The sequence below is a fragment of the Prochlorococcus marinus str. MIT 0917 genome, assembly GCF_027359575.1.
GTDB classification, from domain to species: Bacteria; Cyanobacteriota; Cyanobacteriia; order PCC-6307; family Cyanobiaceae; genus Prochlorococcus_B; species Prochlorococcus_B marinus_D.
Genome location: NZ_CP114784.1, coordinates 934895 through 959195, shown reverse-complemented (window position 1 = coordinate 959195; position 24301 = coordinate 934895). Strand labels below are relative to the sequence as shown.

Sequence of the window (24301 nt, the reverse complement as noted above, 5' to 3'; positions counted from 1 at the left end):
TTTTAGAAATTAAATTTTTAAGTTTTGTTTGTTTGGCGTTTATTTTCTTCTTAACCTAACTTCCAGATAAATGGGTTTTTTACCATTTGTTTTTCCTTTAGCTGAATTAGAGGTGGGTCAACATCTCTATTGGCAAATCGGAAATTTTAGAATTCACGGCCAAGTTTTTATGACTTCATGGCTGCTCATAGGCGCTTTGCTTGCCTTAGTGGTCATTGGAACAAAAAAAATGGAACGTGATCCAAAAGGTGTTCAAAATCTTTTGGAATTTCTATGGGATTACATACGTGATCTCGCAAGAACACAAATTGGTGAAAAGGTTTATAGAGATTGGATGCCTTTCATCGGAACCCTCTTTTTGTTCATCTTCGTGAGCAACTGGGGCGGAGCATTAGTTCCATGGAAGCTAATTGAACTACCAAGTGGTGAACTTGGGGCACCTACGGCTGACATAAATACGACTGTTGCTTTAGCACTACTGGTATCTCTCTCATATTTCTATGCGGGGTTGAGCAATAAAGGTTTGCGGTACTTCGAGTATTACGTTCACCCAACGCCAATAATGCTCCCATTCAAAATTGTTGAAGACTTTACAAAGCCTCTCTCTCTGTCATTCCGTTTATTTGGAAACATTCTGGCGGATGAACTTGTTGTAGCGGTACTTGTTTTTCTTGTGCCTCTTGTTCTTCCAGTTCCTGTTATGTTTCTAGGCTTGTTTACTAGTGCTATTCAAGCTCTGATTTTTGCAACTCTTGCTGCCTATTACATCGGGGAAGCAGTTGAAGAGCATCATTAATCATGATTTTTTGCTATCGAATTAACTTTTCAATAGCAAATTTCCTGCTTTAAGGACTGAAATTCTTTCAGTATCATCTCAAGGACTATGAGATGCACCCCTCGCAGGTATAAACTCCCGGTCACAACTCTATAAGCGTTTAAAGCGCTACACATCTTTAGCAGAATTATGGATTCCATTACCACCGCCGCATCAGTTGTTGCAGCTGGTTTAGCTGTAGGCCTTGGCGCAATAGGCCCTGGTATCGGTCAGGGTAGTGCTGCACAAGGAGCAGTAGAGGGTATAGCCCGCCAACCAGAAGCCGAGGGAAAAATCAGAGGTACTTTGCTTCTTTCTTTCGCTTTCATGGAATCACTTACCATTTATGGCCTTGTGGTTGCATTGGTGCTTCTCTTTGCTAACCCTTTTGCTGGTTGAATATTTCAAAAAAGGGCTGATTGAATAAATCAATCAAATTGATTGACTTTCAGCCCAATATTTGAAAATTCTTTAGCAAATTTCAATTGCCGTTATGCGGCTCGCTTAAATTCTTGCACCCCTAGCTAATGCCAACTTTGTTTTTGTTTGGTGCCTCTGAGGGAGGTCTGTTTGATTTCGATGCAACTCTTCCGCTTATGGCGGTCCAAGTTGTATTGCTTACTTTCATACTTAATGCGCTTTTCTTTAAACCTGTAGGACGGGTAGTTGAAGAAAGAGAGGATTATGTAAATACAAGTCGGGCAGAAGCAAAGAAAAAAATCGCTGAGGTTGAACGACTAGAGACTGAACTGAAAGATCAGCTAAAAGAAGCTCGTCTTGAAGCTCAGAAGGTCATTCTTGAGGCAGAGCAAGATTCTGAGAATCTTTACAAAGAAGCTCTTGCTCTTGCTACTTCAGAGGCAAATTCATCGAGAGAGAAAGCTAGGCGTGAGATTGATTCACAAAGAGATGAAGCTCTTAATCAACTCAAAACCGAGGCTGACAATCTTGGTGCTTTGATTATTGAAAGACTCTTGGCAAAAAAATGACTTCTTTAATGTTCTCTTCCGCAGGCTTTGGCCTAAATTTAAATATTTTTGAGACCAACATCATTAACTTAGCTGTTGTTGTTTTTGGGCTCTATAAGTTCTTGCCAGGCTTTTTAGGAAAAATTCTTGAAAGACGAAGAACTACAATCCTTTCTGACTTGAAAGAAGCAGAAGAGCGTTTAGCTCAAGCACAAGTTTCTCTTTCACAAGCAAAAGGCGAACTTGCCTCGGCCAAGCAAAAAGCAGACAAAATCCGAAATGATTGCAAAGCGAGAGCAGAAGCAATTCGTCTAGAGAGTGAAAAAAGAACTGTTGAGGAAATGGCAAGAATTAAACAAGGTGCAGCTTCTGACTTAAATGCTGAAGCTGCAAGAGTAACATCTCAATTAAGAAAAGAGGCTGCAGAACTTGCTATCGAAAAAGCATTAGCAATGCTTCCTAAAAAGTTAGATTCAAATACTCAAGATAATTTTCTTAAACAGTCAATTAAAAATATTGGAGACAACTAATGCCACTACTTAATACTATTACTACTCCATATGCTGAAGCTTTTCTCCAAGTCGCTGAGAGCCGAAACGAAGTTGATGAAGTAGTAAATCAAGCTAAATCTATTTTAGAACTTTGGAATAATTGCCCTGAATTTAGTGATGCAATGTCATCGCCAGTTTTAGAGGTTAATCAGAAGAAATTAGCTTTAGAAAAGCTTTTCTCTAGTCAGGTAAACCCCTCTTTCTTAAATCTTCTAAAACTTTTAGCAGATCGACAGAGAATTGGATTGTTGAATTCTGTTCTTGAAAGATTATTAGAAATCTATCGAGAACAAAGAAATATTGCTTTAGCAACAATTACTTCAGCTTCAGCTTTGAATGAAGATCAACAATCTGAGCTACTCAAGAAAGTACAATCTATAGCTGGCACAGATAATTTAGAAATCGATCTCAAAGTCGACTCTGAATTGCTAGGTGGCTTTGTGGTCAATGTTGGATCAAAGGTCATTGATGCCAGCATCGCAGGGCAAGTTAGACGACTTGGACTTGCTTTGGCCAAGGTCAGCTAATTCTCTCTCTACTGACTTTCTTCTTTCTTTTCTTCCTTCCTTTTATCTTCCCCAACTTAAGTTAATCCCATGGTTTCTATACGTCCCGACGAGATCAGCTCAATCCTTAAACAGCAGATTGCTGATTATGATAAATCAGTTTCTGTGAGTAATGTAGGTACTGTTTTACAAATTGGTGATGGTATCGCAAGAGTTTATGGCCTTGAAAAGGTTATGGCAGGTGAACTAGTTGAATTTGAAGATGGAACAGAAGGAATTGCTTTAAACCTTGAGGATGACAATGTTGGTGTCGTTTTGATGGGTGAAGCTTTAGGAGTCCAAGAGGGAAGCACAGTTAAAGCAACTGGAAAGATTGCTTCAGTCCCAGTTGGTGAGGCAATGCTGGGAAGAGTTGTTAATCCTCTTGGACAGCAAATTGATGGAAAAGGAGAGATGGCTACAACTGACTCAAGATTAATTGAGTCAATAGCTCCTGGAATTATCAAGAGAAAGTCAGTACATGAGCCTATGCAAACAGGCATCACCTCTATTGATGCGATGATTCCTATTGGAAGAGGTCAGAGAGAGTTGATTATTGGAGATCGTCAAACAGGGAAAACTGCAATAGCAATCGACACGATTATCAACCAAAAAGGTCAAGATGTTGTTTGTGTTTATGTGGCGGTTGGTCAAAAACAAGCATCAGTGGCAAATGTAGTTGAAGTTCTTAAAGAAAAAGGAGCTTTGGATTACACGATTATTGTTAATGCAGGAGCATCTGAAGCTGCGGCTTTGCAATATTTAGCTCCTTACACTGGTGCAGCAATTGCTGAGCACTTTATGTATCAAGGTAAGGCGACACTAGTTATTTATGACGACTTAACCAAGCAAGCTCAGGCTTATAGGCAAATGTCATTACTTTTACGTCGCTTACCTGGTCGTGAAGCCTATCCAGGAGATGTTTTCTATTGCCATAGTCGGTTACTTGAGAGGGCCGCAAAACTTTCTGACGCTATGGGTGCAGGATCAATGACCTCCTTGCCTATTATTGAAACTCAGGCTGGTGACGTTTCTGCTTATATACCAACCAATGTTATTTCAATTACTGATGGTCAGATTTTCTTGAGCTCAGATTTATTCAACTCTGGATTAAGACCAGCAATTAACGTTGGTATATCAGTTAGTCGAGTAGGAGGGGCTGCTCAAACGAAAGCTATTAAGAAAATTGCCGGTACGTTAAAACTTGAACTAGCTCAGTTTGATGAACTTGCTGCATTCTCTCAATTTGCTTCAGATCTTGATGAAGCTACTCAAAAGCAATTAGGTAGAGGTAAGAGGCTAAGAGAACTTCTTAAACAACCTCAATTTGATCCTCTAAATCTAGCTGAACAAGTAGCTATTGTTTATGCAGGTGTGAAAGGATTGATTGACGAGGTGCCTGAAGAGGAAGTGACAAAGTTTGCTCGTGAATTGCGTGATTATCTAAAAACAAATAAGGCTGATTTCATTAAGAATGTTCTTTCTGAAAAAGTCTTAAGTGAAGCATCTGAATCAATGCTTAAGGAAGCTATTAACGAGGTTAAATCCTCCATGCTTGCAGCTTAAATACAAAGGCTATCTAAGAGAGACAATCACCTATGGCTAACCTCAAGGACATAAGAGACAGAATTGTATCTGTCAAAAACACTAGGAAAATCACAGAAGCGATGAGACTCGTTGCTGCTGCGAAAGTTAGGAGAGCACAGGATCAGGTCTTACGGAGTAGACCTTTTGCTGATCGATTGGCAAGGGTTTTAGAAAATATTCAATCAAGAATGCAGTTTGAAGCTGCAGACTCTCCTCTTCTCAATAGGCGTGAAGTTAAGAAAATTACTCTCTTAGCTGTTACTGGAGATAGAGGATTATGTGGTGGCTACAATGCAAATATTATTAAACGAACAGAGAAACGCTATGCCGAACTAAAAGATCAAGGATTTAGTCCCGATCTAGTTTTAATTGGTAAGAAAGCCATAGGATATTTCGAGAATAGATCTAGTCTCTATAACATAAGAGCTACTTTTAAAGAATTAGAACAAGTTCCTACCTCAGAAGATGCCGTATCTATTACTAGTGAAGTATTAGCAGAATTTCTCTCCGAAAGTACTGACCGAATAGAGGTCATTTTTACCAAGTTTGTAAGCTTGGTTAGTTGTAATCCAACAATACAAACTCTTTTACCTTTGGATCCTCAAGGAATAGCAGATTCAGAAGATGAAATTTTTAGATTAACTACAAAAGATAGCCAACTAATTATTGAGAAAGATTCTGCTCCTTCAAATGCAGAGCCGAAATTACCATCCGATATCGTTTTTGAACAAAGTCCTGATCAACTTTTGAATGCTCTTTTACCTCTTTATTTGCAGAATCAATTACTACGCGCATTACAGGAGTCTGCCGCCTCAGAGTTGGCGAGTAGAATGACTGCAATGAATAATGCTAGTGATAATGCGAAGGAACTAGCTAAAAACCTTACTATCGACTATAACAAGGCCAGACAAGCTGCAATTACGCAAGAAATTTTAGAAGTTGTAGGTGGCGCTGCAGCATAGTTTCTTATCTTTCTCTAACTTGGCGAATTATCAACGTATCAGTAATTAATAAAGTGAATCTTGAATTTAAAGAATTAGACATAGATTGGCCTTCTGAAATAAGCTTATTTGACTTGAAAAATTATATTTTATCTAAGTTAATCGAATATGGTGAACCACTTAGGTGGGCCATTACTTCAGTGACTTCTCATTCTGAAAAAAAAATCCAGATAATATCGGTCGAATTTTTGGTAATTATTAATCAAGAAAAGGGGAAAGGTATTAATCCTTAATTGAATTGAATTGATTCCTTTATGACTAACACTGATCCTTTGCCAACATTATTGATTATTCCTACTGGCATAGGGTGTAGTGTCGGTGGATATGCAGGGGATGCAATCCCTTCCGCAAGATTACTGGCTGCTGCTAGTGAATGTTTAATAACTCATCCCAATGTTATGAATGGTGGATCTTTATATTGGCCAGATTCTGATGTCCAATACGTAGAAGGGTATAGTTTAAATCTTTTTGCGGCTGGAGAAGTGTTTCTTAAACCCGTAAGACAACAAAAAGTAGGTATACTATTAGATGCTGGCTTAGAGTCTGATTTAAAAAAAAGACATTTACAAGTTGCTGATGGCTGTGTCGCAAGCTTGGGGCTAGATATTGGCCCTGTAATTACAACTGAAAGAGCCATAGGAGTTACTTTGAAAAAAGGTTTAAGTGGCTCAAGCTGGGGGAATATCGAAGAACCAGATGTCCTTTTAAGAGCTGCTGAAAAACTTAAGAAAGCTGGTGCAACCGCAATTGCTGTGGTAACTCGTTTCCCTGATGATAGTGATGAATTAGAAACAAGTCTTTATCGGAAAGGTAATGGTGTCGACATTATTGCGGGGGTCGAAGCTGTAATAAGTCATTTTCTTGTAAAACATTTATTGATTCCATGTGCACATGCACCGGGGTTGGCGCCATTACCAATTGATTATGATCTAGATCCTCGAACCTCGGGAGAGGAGATCGGATATACATTTTTGCAAAGTGTTTTAGTTGGTCTTAGTCGTGCACCCGATCTCATCTGTAAGTCAGCTATAAAAAATATAGAAAATGCTTTTTTACAGGTGAAAATTTTAAAGAATACGGATTTAGGAGCTATTGTTGTGCCACAGGGCGCATTAGGTGGCGAAGCAGTTTTATCTTGTATCGAAAGATTTATCCCTTTGATAGTAGTTTCTAATCAAGGAGTATTAAATGTTAGCTCTAAAAAGATGAGACTAGATTGCTTAAGTAGCGAATATAATAATATTTTGCATGCTGAAAATTATTTAGAGGCTGCAGGATTAATTACAGCTTTACGTCATGGGATTAATATTAAGTCTTTGCGAAGACCAATTAATTGCTTAAAGGAATTGAGTTAGTAATAAAAGTAAATTCAAAAATTTATCTTGAGGCTATTGGCTTTTTCCACCCACTTCCAAAAGCTTGATTACTAATTTTCAATAAAGGAGGTGCTTGATAACGTTTGAATTCGGCGTTCTTTAATAGGTTGGCTACTTTATCAACAATTGTTTGATCAAATCCTTTTTCTATTAAAACTTCAGTTGGTAAGTGCTGTTCAATCAATCCTTTTAGTATTGGATCAAGAATGAAATAATCCGGTAAAGAGTCGCTATCTAATTGTTCTGGTCGTAATTCAGCACTGGGAGGCTTGTTTCTTATTTCAGAGCCAATTATTTCTCCCATTTTAGGGAGAAATAAATCATTCCTACAAATGGATGACGACTCACTATCTATCCAATTACATAGGTCAAATACACTTGTCTTATAAAGATCTCCAATTACAGATAATCCTCCGTTCATGTCTCCGTAAAGGGTGCAATATCCTACGGCCAGTTCTGATTTATTTCCTGTAGATAGAAGCAAATGCTTTTTTTGATTTGCAAGAGCCATCAAGATTGTTCCTCTAATACGAGATTGTAGATTTTCAGCTGTAATACCGGTTGGTGTGCCCCATACTGAGTTAGATAAAACATCGTTAAAACTATTCATTACATCTGAGATCGGAATCTTTTGATGATGTATTCCAAGTCGATTAGCTAATTTCGTTGCATCATTTACAGACCCTGCTGAACTCCAAGGAGATGGCATTAAAATCGCATGAACTTTAGAGATGCCTAAAGCAGCTACTGCAATAGTTGCTACTAGAGCTGAGTCTATACCCCCACTTAAGCCAATAATGGCACTTTTGAAATTACACTTTCTTGCATAATCTTTAACTCCAAGAACTAAAGCTCTGAAAAGAACTTCTTGTGATGTTGGATGTTTACTTGAGATCGAAAGTGGTTGATTGAGGGACGATATGTCACAAAGACCAACTGACTCTTTAAAGGCAGGAAGTTCTTGTTGTAATTTGCCTTGTTTATTAAGCGCAAAACTAGAACCGTCAAAAATCAATTCATCATTCCCTCCTACTTGATTGACGTAGATTACCGGGCATGAAAGACGAATAGCTGCTTTGGCTGCTATTTGTTGGCGTAATAAACTTTTCGATTCAATAAATGGAGAAGCTGACAGATTGATAAGCAAGTCTAATTTTTCTTTTTCTAAGGATTTTATAGGATCTTTCCCTAGGACCTTTTCATTTTGCAGGTTTTGCTCAACCCATATATCTTCACAAATAGTTATTCCAATCTTCCAAAGTTTATCTTGGTAATTAAAGTTTAAAACACTAGTATTCTCTGCAGAGCGAAAATATCGTTTTTCATCAAAAACATCGTAAGTGGGCAGGAGTTGCTTCCTTGCTACTATTCGCCAACTACCTTTTTCTAAAATAACAACTGAATTATATAGTTTAGGAATCTCTATATCTGGTGTTGCTTCTGCGATACCAATGAGTACAGAAAATTTTTGACTAAGCTTACTTAATCTTTTGCTTAATTTGTTTAGAACATCTTTTTGTTCTTCGAAAAGTCTTGGATTAAATAATAAGTCTTTTGGAGGGTAGCCGATCAAAGAAAGCTCAGGTGTTATGAGTAGAGCGACATTCTTGTTTTTGATCTCTTTACACACATTAAATATTTTCTCGGCATTACCATCGAGATCTCCAATAACTGGATTTAGTTGGCTCAATGCTAATTTCATTATCTTTTATCTGCTAGACCGTATAGATTCTCTTCAAGTAGTAATGGGACCAGCTCTTGAGGAACAAGAAGTTCTTGAGGTCTTTCTCTGAATTCCGAACTTGATGATTCAGGTATATGAAAAGGTAATAGATCAACTTCACCACCAAGTTTTTTGATCTCCACTAATTGTTGATCACTAATTGGCCATCCATCTCTCATCGCGATAGCTATTGTTGCTTTATTGAGAATAGACTTAGCATTAAGCCACTTTGGAATTTGAACAGCTAAATCACTACCAATGACAAAGCTAAAACTCGCCTCAGGCCATAGTTGGAAAGCTTTCTTTAGAGTATGAATTGTCCTAGGACTACTCAATTCTTGAACTAGCTCCAATTTTGGATGTGAGATTTTTTGCACCAGAATTCTTAAAAGCTGAGTTCTTTTTAGAAGTGGAATTTGATGTTTTTTATCAGGGTTATCACTTGCCCACGTTATAACTTTTGGGAAGATTTTTGTTAATTCAATCAACAAGGCCTCGTGACCCAAAGTGGGTGGATCAGCACTGGTCCCAAATAAGGCTATTGAATTTATTTTGGCTTTCATGGTAATAAATGATTTTTATTTTTTGCCGTATTTGATGTAAGAAATTTAAAGTCACCGAGCATTATTCTTAAGTCTGAATTTTTTTTGAGAAGATAGTTCAACATTAAACGAGGTCGTCCATCTTTTTTATTTGTATCATTAAGAAATTTGTAAGCTGCGAGACGACCTATGAGTTTTGTTGCATGAATAGCAAGAGCCACTTGTGCAATGGCTATGGGAGCAGTAGGTGCAAGACTTAATCCTCCGGTAAGGGGAGCAACAAGAATCAGTATTTGCTTGAAAATATTTAAAGTAATTTGTATCCCTATTTGTGCACCTCCAAGTAAAGAATTTTGAAAACTAAGCTTTTTAACTATTTGTCTGGCAGATGGACCACCTACTTCTAAACCGTATAATTGACTTAATTGGATAACAAGAGCACTATCTAAAGCAAGACCAGTAATAAGATCAATCATTAAAAAGGGATTAATTGCTATTCCTGAGGCCTTTAAAGTTGCATATTTGCCGATTAAACTTTGTGCTTTTTCTTTCTTTTTTAGTAGTCGATTCTCCTTAAGTAATTTGTAGAATTGTTCTGCAATTCTTAGACTATTGATGCAAAGAAGTAATTCACCACTTTGATCGATAATATCTTTAAGTTCGTTCTTGAAAATATCAACTTTAGGAGTTTTTTGTTCACTTCTTATAGTGCCATTCGGTTTTATTTTTGCTTCCCTTGGAGATGAGGATACTAAAGAAATCTTAATTTTTTGTTTGCAAAATGATAATTTTCTGTGAATACTGGAGAGTATTAGTTTTGTCTCTCGTGTGTTCCATTGATCACAACGATTTAAGACTATTAGTATTGGTTTGTTATGCGTTAATAGCTCTTCAATGGAATTCAAGTCAATTCGATTTATGTCACTATCAATTACAAAGATAATTAAGTCTGTATCTAATACATTATTAAAATTTATTGCTTGTTTATGAGCATTATTGATTTCATCTATACCAGGAGAGTCTATAAGCTCAACCTTGTTTAAGCTTTTAAATCTTTTGTCCCATGTATAAGATTTAGTAGTCTTTGTATTCCCGTTTAGTACATCGGCTGGAAATATTTGTTTTTCAATCAATGCGTTTAATAAGCTTGATTTTCCTACCCCAACACGTCCAAAAACTGATATCTGTAGTTCTTTCTTTTCTAATTTTTTTATTTGAAAATCTAGTTGATTTAAAAAGCTTTCAAATTTAGTTCTCTCATATTTAGTGAGATTTAAATTTTTCTCCCATTGATTAAGTAAAAAGGTGCATTTTGTCGATATATCTTTTTCTTTAATCATGTTTTCGATTTCCGCCACCAACCAGCTAGTACTGCTAAAACCGCTTCGGCCCCAATTAACCCAACAAATCCTCCAAACTCATCTACCACGACTCGGACTCCTTTTTTGTCGTCATTAAATCCAATAAGCAATCTGTCTACTCGAATCATTTCGGGTACAAACTCTACGTTTTCGCTTAGCTCGTAGGGAGTTAGGTGGGAGTCTCCCCGAAGTAAAGAGGTTAATAGCTTTTCACGGTTAGCAACACCAACGACCTTGTCTACTTCTTCACCTAATACTACCCACCATGTTGAATTATTCTCTAATAAATTTGATTTGACAGATTGTAGAGAAACTCTTCCTAGGAGCGTAGGGGCAGCAACTCTTGGAGTCATAAGATCTTTAGCAGTAAGATCATTAAGCTGAAAAACTTTGGATATCATTGCGGCTTCGTCTGCTTCAATTTGACCAATTTGCGAGCCAAGTTTAGCCATTTGTCTGATTTCTTCTTCGTCTGTTGTTAGCTCACTCTTGGCAGTGATGATTGGCAATAGACGTTCTAGAAATATTAGCAATGGTCTCATTATTATACTTAAGAAATCTAGAATAGGAGCACTAGTTAAACTGATTTGCAATGCAAGTCTTGTACCAAGAGCTTTGGGTACAATTTCTCCAAGAAGTAAAACAAGAATGGTCAGGCCAATTGAAAATATTGGCATGAGGTATCCGATTCTATTTTGGAATATGAAGCTTGCGTAGCTACCAACCATCAGACTGCCAAAAATATTAAAACTGTTATTAGCAATTGTTACGACAGTTAAAGTTCTTCCAAGCCTGTGACGTAATTTTTCTAATCTTCTAGCCCCTAATACTTTTGGACTTCTTCTTGCTAGCTCATGAACGTGTAATGGATTAACAGCCAATAGCGCTGCCTCTATCCCTGAGCACATTGCCGAACCAATTAAAACAACCGCAATAAGAGCAGTTAAGAGCAGAATGTCTTGGGTCATCCCCTAGAGATTTTTAAAAGAGTAAGGATCTTTTGCTTTTATTTTTCCACTAAGTTAGTTCTCTTGCCATCCTTAAGAGTAAATGGGAGTATTTTTGTGGCTGATTCAAGTATTTTTCGTCGCCGTAGAGACATATTTTTGTCACATTTAGGTTCTCATGCGGCTGTCATCCCAGCAGCAGAATTAGTTACTCATCATGCAGACTGTGAGTACCCATTTCGTCAAAATAGTGATTTTTGGTACTTAACTGGTTTTGATGAGCCAAATGCAGTGGCTTTGTTTTTACCTCATAAACCTAAGGGAGAACAATATGTACTATTCGTTTTACCCAAAGAATCTAGTGCAGAAGTTTGGACAGGCTTTAGGTGGGGAACAAAAGGAGTTTTAGATAATTTCGATGTTGATATATCTCATCCTTTGAATGAATTACCAAACCTTTTGCCTCATTATTTAAATGGAGCCGAAGGGATTGCTTTTCGAGTTGGAAAACATCCACATTTGGAGCCTTTGGTTTTGAAAACTTGGTCTGATCATTTACAAAAACTACCTAGAAGTGGCTCTGCACCGTTGTCCATGATTGCACCTTGCCCGATACTTCATGATCTGAGACTTCGTAAGGATGATTTTGAAATAGAAAGGATGCGTATTGCATCAAAAATTTCTGGAGAGGGCCATGAAATAGTTAGAGAAATTGCTCGCCCTGGAATGAATGAGAGGGAATTACAAGCTCAAATCGAAAAATACTTTCTTGAAAAAGGGACTAGAGGTCCTGCTTATGGCTCAATAATTGCTTCAGGAGACAATGCATGTGTACTTCATTACACGGCCAATAATTCACTCATAAAAGATGGGGATCTTGTTTTGGTAGATGCTGGTTGCTCTTTGGATGACTATTACAATGGCGATATAACAAGGACCTTTCCTGCTAATGGAAAATTTTCTGGAGAGCAAAAAGTTTTATATGAAATTACTCTCATAGCTCAAGAAGCCGCGATTCAATGCGTTCGCCCTGGTAATAACGCAGAGAATGTACATATGACTGCCTTGAAGCATCTTGTTGAGGGCTTGGTTGATATTGGATTGCTAGTCGGTGAAGTGGATTCAATAATTGAACAAGAAGCTTACTCTCACTTATATATGCATCGAACCGGTCATTGGTTGGGTCTAGATGTTCATGATGTGGGGGCATATAGACTTGGTGATTATCATCTGAAGCTTGAACCGGGAATGGTTTTAACAGTTGAACCTGGTATCTACATCAGTGACCGGTTAGCAGTACCAAATGGTCAGCCTGAGATAGATGAAAGGTGGAAAGGTATCGGGATTCGCATTGAGGATGATGTTTTAGTAACAAAAGATTCTTTAGAAGTACTGAGTAGTAGTGCTGCTAAGAATTTGATGGATTTGGAAAATTAATTGAATCTCCCCAAATATTTTTCTTCTTTTATTATCCGATCATTTTCGAATAGTAGAAAACCTTTTGAATTCCTACTCTAGTAATTCAAATAGGTCCTAGTGCCTGTTAAGTTAGTAATTTGTTAGCTAGTTGAAAACTTAGAAATGATGGTTTCTGAAGAGGCTGGTACTGTTCAAGAAGATGTAACAAGTACTGAGGCAAGCACACAATCTGAAAATCAAGCGAAAGTTAATTCTGAAGAGACGAAATCAGGCCGACCAAGCGCGCTTGGAGGTGCTGCAGCATTAGCAACTGCAACGATAGATGCAGATGGAGTACCTTCTGGACATACACCAAAGGCAGATGAGGGCAGATTTTTGCTGAAAATTCTTTGGTTGCCAGACAATGTAGCTTTGGCCGTTGATCAAATTGTTGGAGGAGGACCTAGCCCCCTTACAGCTTATTTCTTTTGGCCAAGGGAAGATGCATGGGAAACATTAAAGTCTCAATTAGAAGAAAAAAGTTGGATTACTGATAATGAAAGAGTTGAAGTACTCAATAAAGCCACAGAGGTTATTAATTATTGGCAAGAGGAAGGTAAAGGAAAGACCTTAGAACAAGCAAAAGTTAAATTCCCTGACGTAACTTTCTGTGGTACTGCATAAAAATTCCTTAAACAAAAAATTTGTTTAAGGAAAAAATGTTTTTTACTTTTAGTTTGATTTTGATGCTTGAAACCAAGCTTTCGCTTTGTTCAGTTCTTCTTGCGCCTTGATTTTTTCAGGGGAAGCTTCTTTATCTTGAGTTTGGCTTAGTTTGTTTTTAGCTTTTTCTAATTCAGCCTCCGCTTGAACAGAATCTATATTTTTGCCCAACTCAGCTTTATTTACTAAAACTGTCACTTCATTGGATTCAACTTCTGCGAAGCCCCCAGTTAGGGCGATTGAATCCCAATTACCGTTTTTAAAAACCCTCAGGACACCGAAATCAATAGCAGTAACCATTGAAATATGTCCAGGTAAAATTCCCAATAGTCCTGTAGTGCTTGGAAGTATTATTTCATCAGCTGTAGCGTCAAATACGCTCTGATCAGGAGCAAGCACTCTTAGAGTTAAAGTCATTTCTTGAGGATTTTAGAAAAACGTTGGCCGAAGGAGGTTATAAGTAGAAAAAAAGATTTTAAGCTTTTGCTTCAGATTCTATTTTTTCTGCTTTAGCCTTTACTTCCTCAATGCTTCCAACAAGATAGAAAGCTTGCTCAGGTAGATGGTCTAGTTCTCCTGCAAGAATCATGTTGAAGCCTTTGATTGTATCCTCTAATTTCACATATTTACCTGACATACCAGTAAATATTTCAGCAACAAAGAATGGCTGAGATAGGAATTTCTCGATTTTGCGTGCGCGATCAACTGTCTTTCTATCTTCTTCTGATAGTTCATCTAATCCCAAAATAGCAATGATATCCTGCAATTCTTTGTATCTTTGAAGTGTTGACTGAACTGCTCTGGCAGTGCGGTAATGCTCATCACCCACAACAGATGGCTGTAACATGGTGCTAGTTGAGTCAAGTGGATCAACAGCCGGATAGATACCTTTCGCTGCAAGAGCTCTTGCTAGAACAGTAGTTGCATCTAAATGAGCAAAAGTTGTAGCAGGTGCAGGATCTGTTAAGTCGTCAGCAGGAACATAAACAGCTTGAATTGATGTAATTGATCCCTCTAGGGTTGAGGTGATCCTTTCTTGAAGCTCTCCCACGTCAGTTCCTAATGTAGGTTGATATCCAACGGCTGATGGCATACGACCTAACAATGCAGATACCTCTGATCCAGCCTGAACAAATCTGAAAATATTATCAATAAACAAAAGAACATCTTGCTTATTTACATCACGAAAATGCTCAGCCATTGTTAAAGCTGATAGTCCTACTCTCATTCTTGCTCCTGGTGGCTCATTCATTTGACCAAAACACAAAGCTACTTTTGACTTAGTGAGATCTTCTGAATTAATGACTCCAGACTCTTTAAATTCTTCATATAGATCATTACCTTCTCTGGTTCTTTCTCCAACTCCACCAAAAACTGATACTCCGCCGTGTTCTTTAGCAATATTGTTAATGAGCTCTTGGATTAAAACTGTTTTTCCTACCCCTGCACCTCCAAATAAACCAACTTTTCCACCTTGTCGGTAAGGGGCTAGTAGATCAATAACTTTAATACCTGTCTCAAATACTTTTGGTTTGGTTTCTAAGTCAGTAAGGCTTGGGGCTGAACGGTGAATTGGTGAAGTAGTTACGTTTTTAAGATCGCCCTGCTCGTCTACTGGTTCTCCAAGGACGTTGAAAATTCTTCCAAGCGTTGCCTCTCCAACAGGTACAGAAATCGGTGCTCCGGTATCCACAGCTTCCATACCTCTAACTAATCCATCAGTTCCGCTCATAGCAACAGCTCGAACTCGATGATCACCTAGTAATTGTTGAACTTCTGCAGTTAGTGCAACATCCTGACCAGCAGGATTCTTGCCTTCTATTCTTAATGCATTAAGGATTTTTGGGAGTTTGCCGGCTGGAAATTCAACATCTAAAACAGGACCAATTACTTGGCGAACAATACCCTTAGTTCCAACAGTAGTGGTTGCAGAAGCGGCCATAAGATAACTAGAAACTTTGTGAGCATGCTCTGATGTGCATACTCTTATCAGCGGCTTAGACTACCACTCCACAGGCATTTTTTTTCAGTGTTCGGTCAACCGCACAGAATATATGTGGTCTAGAGACTACTTAGATGCATAAATTAATACCGTTGGTAATGAGTAATACTCTTTATCGAGTCAGCGCTAAGCGCTTTTTGTTTTTTTTGCTACTGCACTAATTTATGGCAGCTGTATCTCTCAGCGTCTCCACTGTCAAGCCACTTGGAGATCGCGTATTTGTAAAAGTTTCTGAATCAGAAGAGAAGACGGCGGGAGGCATTCTCCTTCCCGACACTGCTAAAGAGAAACCCCAAGTCGGTGAAGTTGCTCAGGTTGGTCCTGGAAAACGTAACGAGGATGGTTCACGTCAATCTCCTGAAGTAAGTGTTGGAGACAAAGTTCTCTACAGTAAGTACGCAGGTACTGATATCAAACTTGGCAGCGATGAATACGTTCTTCTCTCTGAGAAAGATATTCTGGCTGTCGTCAATTAAAACTCAGCTTTTTGCTGTAGTTCAAACCAAAAAAACTTTTCGAAATTAAAGGAAATCGCCTCTTATGGCCAAGCGCATCATTTACAACGAGCAAGCCCGCCGTGCACTCGAGCGAGGTATTGACATTTTGGCTGAATCAGTCGCAGTCACCTTAGGACCGAAAGGTCGTAATGTTGTTCTCGAGAAAAAGTTCGGTGCACCTCAAATCATTAATGATGGTGTAACTATTGCTAAGGAGATCGAACTCGAAGATCACATTGAAAACACTGGAGTTGCTCTAATTCGTCAAGCTGCTTCAAAAACAAATGACGCTGCAGGTGATGGAACAACCACCGCAACAGTTCTTGCTCATGCGATGGTAAAAGCTGGTTTGAAAAACGTTGCAGCTGGAGCTAACGCAATAACTTTGAAAAAAGGAATTGACAAGGCAACTGAATTTTTAGTTGAAAAAATAAAAGATCATTCCAAACCCATCAGCGACAGTAATGCGATTGCCCAGTGTGGAACTATTGCTGCTGGCAATGATGATGAAGTCGGAAGGATGATTGCTGATGCAATGGATAAAGTTGGTAAAGAAGGTGTCATTTCTTTAGAAGAAGGCAAGTCAATGACCACAGAATTAGAGGTCACTGAAGGAATGCGCTTCGATAAGGGATACATTTCTCCTTACTTTGCAACTGATACCGAGAGAATGGAAGCAGTATTAGACGAGCCTTACATATTGCTTACTGATAAAAAAATTGGCCTAGTCCAAGATCTTGTTCCTGTTTTAGAGCAAGTAGCTAAAACAGGTAAACCTCTTTTAATTATTGCTGAAGACATAGAAAAAGAAGCTCTGGCTACATTAGTCGTCAATAGGCTTCGAGGTGTTTTAAACGTTGCTGCGGTTAAGGCTCCTGGTTTTGGTGATCGTAGAAAGGCGATGCTTGAAGACATGGCTGTTTTAACTAATGGCCAACTCATTACTGAGGATGCAGGCTTAAAACTTGAGAATGCAACTCTTGATATGCTTGGAACTTCAAGGAGAGTGACTATCAATAAGGACACATCAACAATTGTTGCTGAAGGCAATGAAGTAGCTGTCAAAGCAAGATGTGAACAAATCAAGAAGCAGATGGATGAGACTGACTCAACTTATGACAAAGAAAAGCTTCAAGAAAGATTAGCCAAGCTATCTGGTGGTGTTGCTGTAGTGAAGGTTGGAGCTGCAACTGAAACTGAGATGAAAGACAAAAAACTCCGTCTAGAGGATGCAATTAATGCAACTAAGGCGGCGGTTGAAGAAGGAATTGTTCCAGGTGGTGGAACAACACTCGCTCATTTGGCTCCTTCATTAGGCGATTGGTCTTCATCTAACCTGTCTGGTGAGGAATTAATCGGAGCAAATATTGTTGAAGCTGCACTTACTTCACCACTCATGCGTATAGCTGAGAATGCGGGAGCCAATGGAGCAGTTGTGGCCGAGAACGTTAAATCTAAACCAGTCAACGATGGATACAACGCTGCAACCGGGGAATATGTAGATATGCTTTCTGCTGGAATTGTTGATCCAGCGAAGGTGACTCGCTCAGGTTTGCAAAATGCTGCCTCAATAGCAGGCATGGTTCTTACGACTGAATGCATAGTCGCTGATTTACCTGAGAAGAAAGATGCTTCCCCAGCAAGCGGTGGAATGGGTGGTGATTTTGATTATTGATAAGTTTCAGTTTTAAATCTAGCTTTGATTTCAATAATGGACTGGGTTTAGGCCCAGTTCAATTTTTTTGTCCATTAATATACTTGTTTTCTCTCAATTAAATAAAAAAGACAAAAAAGTCTGAAAATTTACTTTAACCATCCTGCGCTAAGAATAATAGCCAGGGTTAAAAACAATATAAGACATGCCCAGGTGGCTCTATTTAAGGTGGATTCAGCACTACTTGCACTTGTGAACATTGAGCTTCCGCTAGATGCTAGGCCACCCATTCCATCACCTTTTGGGCTATGAAGAAGAACTAATAGTATTAGAAAAACCCCTGAAATTGCCCATGCCCAGGATAAAAGTGGAATGATCATTTTTTTATCTATTATGCGGGTTGAGGAATAAGATTTGGCTTTTTAGGCATGTTAATTGGTTCAATAAGTGTTGAACCAGTCATTGCTTTTGGTTTTGGTAAATTTAATAGGTGTAGAAGAGTTGGAGCTAAATCAGATAATCCACCTCCGCACTCTCTGAGTTTTATGTCATTGCCATATCCCTTTAATTTACGTTTTTCACCTTCTACAAGTATAACTGGAACAGGATTTGTTGTATGAGCTGTCCATGGTTGGCCATCGGGTCCTAACATCATTTCGGAATTGCCATGATCAGCTGTTATTAGTAGTGATCCGCCTAACTTACCTATTGAATTTAATAATTTTCCAACGCAGCTATCGACCTTTTCATTAGCTTTAATAGCTGCTTTCATTATTCCAGAATGTCCAACCATATCTGGATTGGCAAAATTAATTACCACCAATGAGTAAATCCCAGTTTCAATTGCTTTGATGCAACTTTCAGTTAGTTCGTCTGCTGACATCTCAGGCTGTAGATCATAAGTTGCAACTCTTGGCGATGGAACAAGGTGTCTTACCTCTCCTTTTAATGGCTTTTCAATACCTCCATTCAAAAAATATGTTACATGTGGATATTTTTCGGTTTCAGCTGTCCGATATTGATTTAGTCCATGACTAGCGACTACTTGACCTAATAAATCATTTAGTGGTTCAGGTGGAAAAGCTACTGAAACAGGGAGACCTGATTCGTATTGTGTAAAAGTCAGTAAGTCAATATCAATTTTATTTTTTCTCTCAAAGCCATCAAAATCTTTTAATTTAAGAGCCTTAACTAATTGCCTAGCTCTGTCGGGGCGAAAATTAAAAAAAATTACTCCATCTTCATCCTTTAAGAAGGAGGAGGAAAACCTAACGGGTTCGAAAAATTCATCAGTTATTCCCTCAGCATAGCTTTTATTTAAACTTTCTTCTGCTGAAAGATCGCTAATCAAAAAGTTTGGATCAGTTAGCAATTCATAAGCTTTTGAAGTCCTTTCCCATCGATTATCTCGATCCATAGCCCAATATCTTCCGCAAATTGAAGAAATCTCACCTACTCCAGTTGATTTGATTGTGGTTTCTATTTTCTTTATATATTTTGAAGCACTCTTTGCTGAGGTGTCTCTTCCATCAGTGAAAAGGTGCAATGAGACATTTGTTAAGTCTTTTTCAGCAGCCCATTGCATTAATCCGCACAAATGATTGATATGGCTATGAACCCCTCCATCGGAACAAAGTCCCATTATGTGAAGAGTCCCTTCTCTCTTTTTTAAAGCTTTAGAAAATTCATTAAGAGCACTATTATCAATTAATTTGTTTTCTTTGACTGTATTAGATATTCGGACTAATTCTTGTTGAATTATTCTCCCTGCCCCAATAGTTAGATGACCAACTTCGGAGTTACCCATTTGATTATCTGGTAGTCCAACATATGCACCGCTCGCTTCAATAAGAGTGTGAGGATAGGCATGCCATAAAGCATCCATTACCGGAGTAGATGCTTGTTTAATAGAATTGTGATTAGTTTCTTCAGAGTGCCCCCAACCATCAAGTATCGCCAATACCACTGGAGATACTTTCCCTTTGCTTATTGAAACAGCGGAGTTACTGCTTGACATTCAAAGAAATTGGTTGCTAATAATGTTTCTCTTTCGTATTAAATTACTTCCTAATAGGTAAACAGGCTAATACTTTGATGTTTGGTTAGCTTTTCCCTATTAGATTAAAAAAGTATTTCAGCTATTCCTAAGAAAAAATAAAATTTTTAGGACTTTAAAATATGCCAGATGAAACCGTGAAAAAAGAGATAGAAATCCTCTCAAAAAAAGAACTTGATAGAACTATAAAAAGATTGGCTTCTCAAATTTTGGAAAAGATTCCAAATATTAGTTCATTATTGCTTGTTGGGATACCAACTAGGGGCGTTTATTTATGTAAAATATTAGCAAAATATTTAGAGGAATTATCTGGTCAGCCAGTCGAGAATGGTTGCTTAGATCCTACTTTTCATAGAGATGATCTTGCGAGGGTTGGTACTCGCATTGCTCAAGCAACTGATTTACCTTCTTCTGTTGATGATAGAGAGGTTGTTTTAATTGATGATGTTATATATACAGGGAGAACAATCAAAGCAGCATTAGAAGCCTTACATTCATGGGGCAGAGCAAAAAGAGTTACGCTTCTTGCGATGGTAGATAGGGGCAATAGAGAAGTTCCAATTCAACCAGACTTTTGTGGGCGTGTAGTCCCAACGAGCAAAGATGAGACTATTGATCTTAGATTGTGGGAAGTTGATGGAGAAGAGGGTATCTTTTTATGTAAAAAACTATAATCTATTAATATTAAAAACTAGCAAATAGTTATCTGATTTCACCAAGAATTTCACTTTGCACTGCATTATGATTTCTTAAATCGATACCTTCAACTTCAAGTTGACAATTTTCATTAATATTGAAAATTAATCTCATACAATCTTGACCAATTTCACCAGGAGGCTCCAGAGGAATTGAAATAATAGTATTATTTATCTTGTTTATTTTATCTTTAGATTCTATTTCTTTTAAAGTGGGTAATCCATCAATATAAATAACTTCATTTGAGCCTTCTTCCTGAGGTTCTCCAATAATTAAATCTATGCTTAATTGATTATTTATACTTGCAGCTAAAATTATTTCTAACGGTTTATTTGTTGGCCATGTTTGACCTGGCAGAAAAAGCGGGTGCCATATGTACTTTTCATTTTTTTTATTCCAGCATCTAAGACTTACCCCTTTATTAAGAACATCTTTTACTTGCACACCTGGTGTAAGATTTAATGCTCCCAATGCAATTGCTTCAATAGGGGGAGGGGTCAAAAAAGGAATAGAATTACAGATCTCACATAAATAATTTTTAATTAAAGGTATTCGAGATCCTCCTCCAACTAAGACAACACTATCAAGATCTTTTATTTCAAATGAATTTCGTTTGGCTACATTAATTGTTTGTTTGAAAAGCTTTTCAATACTTTTAAGGAGTCCTTTCTCTATAAGTAATTCTTCAAGTCCTTTTTTAGATAGTCTTAAAGACTTTTCTTCATTTTTATTATTTTGTACTTGTTTTGTAATAACCAATGTATCTTTTATATTTATGTTGCTTAATTCACATTTTAGTTCCTCTGCCTTTCTCAAGATTGAATTGGTTGGTTTCTCTTCTGGTAATAAATGATGAGATATCCATCTGTCTATATCTTTTCCACCTAACCTAATCCCTGACTTCCCTAGAACTTTTGCTGTGCGAAGAACTTGTTTACTTTTTCCTTCTAAATTATTGCCATCAAATCTGACAAGTTGAGCAATTGGTGAAGCTTGCCCTTCTCCTCCCTCTAAAGCAACAATTGACATATCAATTGTGCTTCCTCCAAAATCTAAAACAAGTAATGTTGATCCAGGTTCTAGTCCAGCTCCCATTGCAGCAGCAGTAGGTTCATCAACCAATGCAATTTCTTTTACTTCTAAGGAATTACATACATTGATTAACCAATTTCTATATTCTCTATATGTATCTACTGGGGCAGTTAATACTAGTCTTTTGATGTTAAACTTCTCCGACACTTTTTCCCAAATATTGTGAATTAAAATCTCTCCTGCTTTTTCTGGGGAGATTATCGAGTCATATATAGGTTCGTTTTCGGTAGATCCTATCCATCTTTTAAAATCTTGACTTAAGTTGTATTCTTTTTTATTAATGAGATCTAAATCTATAATTTCTTGGCCAATTAAATACAATGCTTCTTTTTCTGATGATTTACAAATTAAACTTGGTATCTCTCCAGGAGCTCTGCTGATCGGAGGTAGATCTAAAAGTTCAGGAGGTTGACCATTTTCTTTTTGAAAAACAACTACTGTTGTTGAACTCCCTAAATCAATGGCTAATGTTCCACAATCATTTGTATTTATTTTAGGTAGATGGATATTTTCGAATTGATCGATTTTATTTTTTTCCATCTTTCTTAGTGAATTTTTAATTGGAGTAGCAAGAATCAATTAATAGAAAGTTAGTCTAGAAAAACTAACACCATTGTTCTCTTTTGGTTAAAAATATATAAATGCACTATTCTCTCCTACAATAAAGCAACAAAAAAGTTTTAAGTGTGATCAAGTCAGGTTCAGGAGTTAATTCCAAGGATTTAGCTAAAAGAGGTGAGAGTCTCATAAGACATTCCACTAATCGCTATCTCACTACTGTGCGTATTGCTTTTAGAGCAAAGCAAAGAAGATTTGATGATTTTGACGGACTCTTAGAAGAATCAACAGTCAAGCCAGTACAAAGAGCCATAATTGAACTAAGTGATGAACAAGATCAGCCTGATCTTCTACCTGGATAGGTGATCAAAAGAGAAGGTCCGGGTTGGAGAATATTTAGAGATTCATCAAGAGATAACTTTTCTATTCTTATAGGAGGAGAAAATTGGGCAATTGAGTTAAATGAATCTGAGTGGGAAAATCTAGTTATGGTAGTAATAGATTTGTCTGACCAATACCAATCAGTGAAAGAACAATTAATGGGCGATGAGGATATAACTTTGGAATTAGAACGTAGTCCTTGGTTGGCGATTTTGAAAGGTGATCAATATGGATGGAACCTTAGATTGATCTTGAGCTCTAGTGGTTTATTCAATCGAGGAGCAGAGGTTTATTGGCCTAAAAATGTGACTAACTATGTTGCTAATGCAATGAGAACTATGTGGGATTCAGGCTATTTGTGAGAGAACTTAACTAAAAGTTTTTCAAATTTTTCCCCAAATCCAAGTGGGCTTAACTCACATGTTTTCCACAGTATATATTTAAGCAATTAGACTCCTTCTATTCACTGTGGAAAAAGGCGGAGCTTGATAGCTCACATTTGATTTTTAAATAATATTCATTCTCAAGATAAGTAATACCTATTATTTTTCTCTGAAAGCCGTTGAGGACTTGATCTGGGAATGAGACGGCCCGAGAAAGTGGTTTTTATAGATTTAATTTTGAGAGTATTTTGCGGATGGATTAAATCTTCTAAAGGCCTATTAAATGAAAAATATTGATTTTACGGAAGAAAAAAGCTCGATCCAAGATTCGGAAGTTTTGGAACTTGAGGACACAATTAGTTTTCAAACAGAAATACCAAAACAAATTCAACAAGCTATGCAAGTTTATATTGAGAAACATCCAAATTGGGATCAATATAGGCTTTTACAAGCAGCGCTTGCAGGTTTTTTGATCCAAAACGGTAACAGTTCCAGATTGATAACACGTCTTTATATTGGGAATATGTTTGGATCTCACTCTTTTTAATTAATTTTTCTTGAGCTTTTTAAGAAGTTCTAAAGCGATATTTTTATTAATTGGCATGATTGACAGCCTGTTCCCTTTCCGAACTAGAGTTAGCTCTTCAGACGTATAAGTTTCAGATAGCTCCTTTAACGTAATCATATTTTTAAATTCACAGATGTATTTAGTCTTCACACAATCCCAACGAGGGTTTTCTCTTTTTGCTTTTTTATCAAAGTACTTTGAACTTTCATCAAACTGAAATGGGTCGATTAAGTTGGTCTCAATAATTTCCATTAGACCAACTATTCCAGGGGGCTTAGTATTGGAATGATAAAAAAAAGCCTGATCACCAATTTTCATTGACCTCATAAAGTTTCTAGCTTGATAATTTCGAATTCCATCCCAGAGAGTCTCTTCTTCTGTTTGTAAATCTTTAATACTGTAAGCATCTGGCTCACTTTTCATTAGCCAATAAGAGATATCTTTGGTTGACATGGATATTGTCGAAAATGTCTGGTTTGGATAAAGTTTGGATAACTCTTGGATTAGGGATCCAAACCTCTTCCAAGATTACCTAACTTTTGAAATTAATAAAACCGATCGCTAGACATCGATTTATAAATATTTAGATGGCTTGAATCCGATTCTTATCGAGCCGAAGATGATGAAGAAAACACCTGTTTTGCATCCCAACTCCTGTCCAATCCGTGTACAGAAACGTGTTCTAAGACCCATTCGTATGGATAACTCAAGGTAAGTTGTATCTATGACTTGTTTTTTGTGGCGTTGTGTAAATGCTTCTTTCTCTATAATCATGGCGAGTTATGGCTCAATAGATAAAGTCAGCATTTGAGGCGTTATAGTCTCAAAACTTTAAGAAGAAATCTTCAATGGATCTTGATCCTGTAGATATGATATAT

The 24301-nt window shown here is 37.4% G+C and carries 26 protein-coding genes; 16 read left to right on the top strand and 10 right to left on the bottom strand.

Annotated elements, in window-relative coordinates:
• Positions 1-70 precede the first annotated feature (70 nt).
• The 8 genes from atpB (at position 71) to O5637_RS05620 (ending at position 6821) form a co-directional block, all read left to right on the top strand.
• A complete protein-coding gene (gene atpB, locus O5637_RS05655) occupies positions 71-796 on the top strand; it encodes a F0F1 ATP synthase subunit A (RefSeq protein WP_269606848.1) in 726 nt (241 codons plus the stop codon).
• Positions 797-964: 168 nt separating this feature from the next.
• Positions 965-1213, top strand: a complete 249-nt coding sequence (gene atpE, locus O5637_RS05650) for an ATP synthase F0 subunit C (RefSeq protein WP_011125758.1) — start codon at positions 965-967, stop codon at positions 1211-1213.
• Between the two features lie 128 nt (positions 1214-1341).
• Positions 1342-1803: a F0F1 ATP synthase subunit B' gene (locus tag O5637_RS05645; RefSeq protein ID WP_269606842.1), complete on the top strand. Its 462-nt coding sequence runs from the start codon at positions 1342-1344 to the stop codon at positions 1801-1803.
• The gene (locus O5637_RS05640) at positions 1800-2312 is read left to right on the top strand and encodes a F0F1 ATP synthase subunit B (protein WP_269606840.1); all 513 of its coding nucleotides are present in this window, start codon (positions 1800-1802) and stop codon (positions 2310-2312) included. The genes O5637_RS05645 and O5637_RS05640 overlap by 4 nt, the downstream gene beginning before the upstream one ends.
• On the top strand, positions 2312-2860 hold the full coding sequence (atpH, locus tag O5637_RS05635) for an ATP synthase F1 subunit delta (protein WP_269606838.1): 549 nt from the start codon (positions 2312-2314) through the stop codon (positions 2858-2860). The genes O5637_RS05640 and atpH overlap by 1 nt, the downstream gene beginning before the upstream one ends.
• Positions 2861-2929: 69 nt before the next feature.
• Positions 2930-4444, top strand: a complete 1515-nt coding sequence (gene atpA, locus O5637_RS05630) for a F0F1 ATP synthase subunit alpha (RefSeq protein WP_269606836.1) — start codon at positions 2930-2932, stop codon at positions 4442-4444.
• Between the two features lie 32 nt (positions 4445-4476).
• Positions 4477-5427: a F0F1 ATP synthase subunit gamma gene (locus O5637_RS05625; RefSeq protein WP_269606834.1), complete on the top strand. Its 951-nt coding sequence runs from the start codon at positions 4477-4479 to the stop codon at positions 5425-5427.
• A 293-nt stretch (positions 5428-5720) separates the two neighbouring features.
• A complete protein-coding gene (locus O5637_RS05620) occupies positions 5721-6821 on the top strand; it encodes a DUF3326 domain-containing protein (RefSeq protein ID WP_269606832.1) in 1101 nt (366 codons plus the stop codon).
• Positions 6822-6843: 22 nt separating this feature from the next.
• Here O5637_RS05620 and O5637_RS05615 read toward each other — a convergent pair whose 3' ends face one another.
• Genes O5637_RS05615 through O5637_RS05600 form a run of 4 tightly spaced genes read right to left on the bottom strand, consistent with a single transcriptional unit; the run spans position 6844 to position 11436 of the window.
• Complete coding sequence (locus O5637_RS05615; RefSeq protein ID WP_269606831.1) at positions 6844-8544, bottom strand: NAD+ synthase; 1701 nt, start codon at positions 8542-8544, stop codon at positions 6844-6846.
• On the bottom strand, positions 8544-9128 hold the full coding sequence (locus O5637_RS05610; RefSeq protein ID WP_269606829.1) for a nicotinate-nucleotide adenylyltransferase: 585 nt from the start codon (positions 9126-9128) through the stop codon (positions 8544-8546). The genes O5637_RS05615 and O5637_RS05610 overlap by 1 nt, the downstream gene beginning before the upstream one ends.
• On the bottom strand, positions 9125-10465 hold the full coding sequence (locus tag O5637_RS05605) for a GTP-binding protein (protein ID WP_269606923.1): 1341 nt from the start codon (positions 10463-10465) through the stop codon (positions 9125-9127). Before O5637_RS05605 ends, O5637_RS05610 begins: the two co-directional genes overlap by 4 nt.
• A complete protein-coding gene (locus O5637_RS05600; protein WP_269606827.1) occupies positions 10444-11436 on the bottom strand; it encodes a CNNM domain-containing protein in 993 nt (330 codons plus the stop codon). The genes O5637_RS05605 and O5637_RS05600 overlap by 22 nt, the downstream gene beginning before the upstream one ends.
• A gap of 96 nt (positions 11437-11532) precedes the next feature.
• On the opposite strand from O5637_RS05600, the gene O5637_RS05595 reads away from it, so the two are divergent.
• Together O5637_RS05595 and O5637_RS05590 are read left to right on the top strand one after the other, a co-directional pair.
• Positions 11533-12852 carry an aminopeptidase P N-terminal domain-containing protein gene (locus tag O5637_RS05595; protein ID WP_269606921.1) on the top strand — a complete coding sequence of 440 codons (1320 nt, stop codon included), beginning with the start codon at positions 11533-11535 and terminating at the stop codon, positions 12850-12852.
• A 144-nt stretch (positions 12853-12996) separates the two neighbouring features.
• Positions 12997-13497 (top strand): 30S ribosomal protein PSRP-3, encoded by a 501-nt coding sequence (locus O5637_RS05590; RefSeq protein WP_269606825.1) that lies wholly within the window; start codon positions 12997-12999, stop codon positions 13495-13497.
• A gap of 48 nt (positions 13498-13545) precedes the next feature.
• Here O5637_RS05590 and atpC read toward each other — a convergent pair whose 3' ends face one another.
• Both atpC and atpD read right to left on the bottom strand, forming a co-directional pair.
• Positions 13546-13953, bottom strand: coding sequence for an ATP synthase F1 subunit epsilon (atpC, locus tag O5637_RS05585; protein ID WP_269606823.1), 408 nt, complete (start codon positions 13951-13953; stop codon positions 13546-13548).
• Between the two features lie 58 nt (positions 13954-14011).
• Positions 14012-15478 carry a F0F1 ATP synthase subunit beta gene (gene atpD, locus O5637_RS05580; RefSeq protein WP_269606821.1) on the bottom strand — a complete coding sequence of 489 codons (1467 nt, stop codon included), beginning with the start codon at positions 15476-15478 and terminating at the stop codon, positions 14012-14014.
• 224 nt (positions 15479-15702) lie between these two features.
• Here atpD and groES point away from each other — a divergent pair, with 224 nt between their 5' ends.
• Together groES and groL are read left to right on the top strand one after the other, a co-directional pair.
• Positions 15703-16014 carry a co-chaperone GroES gene (gene groES / locus O5637_RS05575; RefSeq protein ID WP_011295315.1) on the top strand — a complete coding sequence of 104 codons (312 nt, stop codon included), beginning with the start codon at positions 15703-15705 and terminating at the stop codon, positions 16012-16014.
• 64 nt (positions 16015-16078) lie between these two features.
• On the top strand, positions 16079-17710 hold the full coding sequence (gene groL / locus O5637_RS05570) for a chaperonin GroEL (RefSeq protein ID WP_269606817.1): 1632 nt from the start codon (positions 16079-16081) through the stop codon (positions 17708-17710).
• A 128-nt stretch (positions 17711-17838) separates the two neighbouring features.
• Here the strand turns inward: groL and secG are convergent, their stop codons facing one another.
• Positions 17839-18069 (bottom strand): preprotein translocase subunit SecG, encoded by a 231-nt coding sequence (secG, locus tag O5637_RS05565; RefSeq protein ID WP_269606815.1) that lies wholly within the window; start codon positions 18067-18069, stop codon positions 17839-17841.
• An 11-nt stretch (positions 18070-18080) separates the two neighbouring features.
• A complete protein-coding gene (gene gpmI / locus O5637_RS05560) occupies positions 18081-19706 on the bottom strand; it encodes a 2,3-bisphosphoglycerate-independent phosphoglycerate mutase (protein ID WP_269606813.1) in 1626 nt (541 codons plus the stop codon).
• A 161-nt stretch (positions 19707-19867) separates the two neighbouring features.
• On the opposite strand from gpmI, the gene pyrR reads away from it, so the two are divergent.
• Positions 19868-20419, top strand: a complete 552-nt coding sequence (gene pyrR, locus O5637_RS05555; protein WP_269606811.1) for a bifunctional pyr operon transcriptional regulator/uracil phosphoribosyltransferase PyrR — start codon at positions 19868-19870, stop codon at positions 20417-20419.
• 28 nt (positions 20420-20447) lie between these two features.
• Here pyrR and O5637_RS05550 read toward each other — a convergent pair whose 3' ends face one another.
• The gene (locus O5637_RS05550; RefSeq protein ID WP_269606809.1) at positions 20448-22073 is read right to left on the bottom strand and encodes an Hsp70 family protein; all 1626 of its coding nucleotides are present in this window, start codon (positions 22071-22073) and stop codon (positions 20448-20450) included.
• 146 nt (positions 22074-22219) lie between these two features.
• Between O5637_RS05550 and O5637_RS05545 the strand changes: the two genes are divergently transcribed.
• The 3 genes from O5637_RS05545 (at position 22220) to O5637_RS05535 (ending at position 23402) form a co-directional block, all read left to right on the top strand.
• Positions 22220-22453 carry a DNA-directed RNA polymerase subunit omega gene (locus O5637_RS05545; protein ID WP_158467134.1) on the top strand — a complete coding sequence of 78 codons (234 nt, stop codon included), beginning with the start codon at positions 22220-22222 and terminating at the stop codon, positions 22451-22453.
• Positions 22454-22834, top strand: a complete 381-nt coding sequence (locus O5637_RS05540) for a DUF1818 family protein (RefSeq protein ID WP_269606808.1) — start codon at positions 22454-22456, stop codon at positions 22832-22834. It begins immediately after the preceding gene.
• Positions 22835-23138: 304 nt separating this feature from the next.
• The gene (locus O5637_RS05535) at positions 23139-23402 is read left to right on the top strand and encodes a DUF2811 domain-containing protein (protein WP_269606807.1); all 264 of its coding nucleotides are present in this window, start codon (positions 23139-23141) and stop codon (positions 23400-23402) included.
• Here the strand turns inward: O5637_RS05535 and O5637_RS05530 are convergent, their stop codons facing one another.
• Complete coding sequence (locus tag O5637_RS05530) at positions 23403-23876, bottom strand: EVE domain-containing protein (protein ID WP_269606805.1); 474 nt, start codon at positions 23874-23876, stop codon at positions 23403-23405.
• Between the last annotated feature and the right edge of the window lie 425 nt (positions 23877-24301).